Genomic DNA, 2720 nt, shown 5'->3' with positions numbered 1-2720 from the left:
CGATCGTCGTGCGGGACGCACGAGCTGACATTGTGCGCGTCCCGCGCGCAACAATTCGCCGCTTGATCCACGACGACAGGCGTGATGTTGGCGAGGATGGGAGGGAGGACGCCCAGTCCTATATCAATCAAGGACAGGCGCTGGGCGAGGACCCTGCGACTGGTGCCGTCTTGAGGTCCTCTGCGGTTACCTGCTAGCCATACGTCGGTGTAGCGAAGCGGTCTACTTTCGGTAGGTGCTGGGGTCGCATGTATGAATCGCGGTCTGGTCTGAGAGGAGGCGGTAGCTGTAGGACGCGCAGTCCGCAAATGTTGCTATGCTGACTTTCCTGTTGGACCGTTCGAGGACGCCTTTGGATGGTCCATTCGATCCGATTCCGGCGCGGTGCACCATCCACTCGATGTCCATGGCGTCGTCAGTTAGGTAGCGCATCACCGCTTCGTTGTCCTCGTGTTGGCCGTTGTAGCTGCGGGCGACCGTGTTCCGAATCGCCCACAGGGCGGGCGTCAGCCGTCGACCGGGAGGCGCGCTCAGCCCGCCTGCCTGGTACAGAAAGCGGGCGACGCCGTTGCGCCGCATCGCCGGTACGAGTTTTTCAATGAAGGCGGCGTTGATTTTGCTTGTCCGCTGCAACTGTGCGTCGCCCAGCATGGACACGACGGCGTCGACTCCGTCGACGAGACGGTCCAGGTCGAGAGGGTCGGTAATGGTTCCTTGGTGGATCTCGAGGTTCGGGCTGTCGCTGTTGAGCTTGCTCGGCGTCCGGGCGAGCACTCTGACGCGGTGCCCGCCTTGCAGGGCGAGCGAGGTGAAGTGCTGGCCGGTCTGGCCGGTTGCGCCGAACACGAGGAACGTCCTCTGCGTGTCCACTCGGTTTCTCCTTAAGGGTCAGTTGATGGCGACGACGATCTTGGCTGCGGAGACGCCGGCGCGGAGTGCATCGAGTGCGTCGGGTAGGTCTTGTAATCCGCTGCCGGTGACGACTGGTTCCGGCATGGGACGGAATCGTCCGTCTTCCAGCGCCGTGGGCAGGAAGTCCTGAAAGATGGCCGGTCCGATAGGCGAATGTGTGGGTGTGCCGCCCCAGATGCTGCTGACGTGTATTCCGCGTGTCCGCGCGATCAGCGCCCGGGTTTTGGTGATCGGGTCGGGGTATGCGGACGCGATCCGCTTCGTGCCGGAACTGCGACGCGCGATGCGGAGAGCGTGAGTCAGCGAGCCTTGTCCAATCGCGATGGTCCCGGCCAGCTGACGGTCGCCCAAAGCGCCGATTATTCCCTGAACAACATCGGCATCGCGGTAGTCAAACACTGCTTCTGCTCCGAGCGAACGAACGAACTCATGGTTCTTACGGCCGGCGGTGGCGAGCACGGTGAAGCCGCTTGCCCGGGCGAGTTGGACAGCGTTGCTCCCGACGCTCGTCGAGGCGCCCCACACAAGCACCACGTCACAGCGCGAGAGCGGGGCCACCGTGGGAAGGGGAAGTGCGAGCTGGTCGGGCTCGAACAACCCTGCCGACGCGGTAGCGAGTCCGAGCGGCAGCACGGCGGCACGCTCAAAGGTGACCTGATCAGGTATTGGGGTGCACACGCGCCCGAGGACGGTCACGTACTGCTGGAACGCGCCTTCTGTCGGGGTGTTGCGCAGCCGCTCCTGACCTGCCGCGTAGCCCAGCACACGGTCACCGAGGCTCAGCCGGGTCACACCCTCACCGACCTCGACGACCTCTCCGGCGACGTCGCTGCCAATGACAGTGGGGTACCGCACCCAGGGTGTGACGATACGGCGAAGCGGACCCGTGATGGCATCCATGGGGTTTACGGCGATGGCTCGAACGCGGACCACGACTTCGCCCGGCCCAGCTGTTGGGCGCGGCGTCGCTCGAAGTGCAAATTCGCCCTTCGGCGAAAGCAGCCACAGCGCCTCATTCACATCACTCATGAGATCACCACCAACAAGCTGCCGGTGTCGTCTGCACCGCGTTTTGGAGATCGTGCTCGTATGTGAGCATTTCAAACCCCTTACCCCGTTGATGACATGACGTGTCATGCACAGTATGACACGTCATGTCATCGCCTACAATCGGTCCATGCGATGGGCTCCCGATGCGCGCGGTCGTCTCGAGCGGGCAGCGTTTGAGCTGTTCTCCGAGCAGGGGTACTCGGCAACGACGGTCCCGCAAATTACCGCTCGCGCCGGCCTGACCGCGCGGACGTTCTTCCGTTATTTCGCCGACAAGCGGGAGGTCATCTTCGGCGGCAACGAGGTCCCCGAGGCTGCGGCGTGCCTAATCCGGGCAGCCCCGCCCGAAGCGGAACCGATGGAAGTAATCCGGCTCGTCCTGAACGACGTCGCAACCAACCGCTTTCACGGTCAACGAGACGAGACGGCCGCGTGGCGGCGGATCATCAACTCCGACGATTCCCTCCGAGACCGTGACGCACGGAAACGAGCAGACCTCGTCCTCGCCGCCAAAGCCGCGTTCGTCGAACGCGGCGAATCAGAACTTGACGCCACCATGTTCGCCGAGGCGGGTGCGCTGGTGTTCTATGTCGCACTCGACGCGTGGTTGGCGGAACCGGAACCGCGACCCATGGCGGACACAGTCGTCGATGTCCTGAACCTGCTTCGCGTCGGTAGGGCTGCAATAACAAAGCAGCCTTCTTAGCCAACGACGCTCAGGTTCCGCAGAACGACAACGAGATGAGCGTCCGGTAGCC

At 63.4% G+C, this 2720-nt stretch carries 3 protein-coding genes; 1 reads left to right on the top strand and 2 read right to left on the bottom strand.

Annotation, left to right across the window (positions count from 1 at the left end):
- Positions 1 to 222: 222 nt before the first annotated feature.
- Together RM423_RS24445 and RM423_RS24440 are read right to left on the bottom strand one after the other, a co-directional pair.
- On the bottom strand, positions 223 to 846 hold the full coding sequence (locus RM423_RS24445) for an NAD(P)-dependent oxidoreductase (protein WP_311425644.1): 624 nt from the start codon (positions 844 to 846) through the stop codon (positions 223 to 225).
- 42 nt (positions 847 to 888) lie between these two features.
- Positions 889 to 1932 carry a zinc-binding alcohol dehydrogenase family protein gene (locus tag RM423_RS24440; protein ID WP_311425643.1) on the bottom strand — a complete coding sequence of 348 codons (1044 nt, stop codon included), beginning with the start codon at positions 1930 to 1932 and terminating at the stop codon, positions 889 to 891.
- Between the two features lie 157 nt (positions 1933 to 2089).
- On the opposite strand from RM423_RS24440, the gene RM423_RS24435 reads away from it, so the two are divergent.
- Positions 2090 to 2668 (top strand): TetR family transcriptional regulator, encoded by a 579-nt coding sequence (locus RM423_RS24435; RefSeq protein ID WP_311425642.1) that lies wholly within the window; start codon positions 2090 to 2092, stop codon positions 2666 to 2668.
- The last annotated feature ends 52 nt before the right edge of the window (positions 2669 to 2720 follow it).

It is taken from the genome of Jatrophihabitans lederbergiae, assembly GCF_031845305.1.
Classification (GTDB): Bacteria; Actinomycetota; Actinomycetes; order Mycobacteriales; family Jatrophihabitantaceae; genus Jatrophihabitans_A; species Jatrophihabitans_A lederbergiae.
This window is presented reverse-complemented; position numbering and strand designations above follow the sequence as displayed.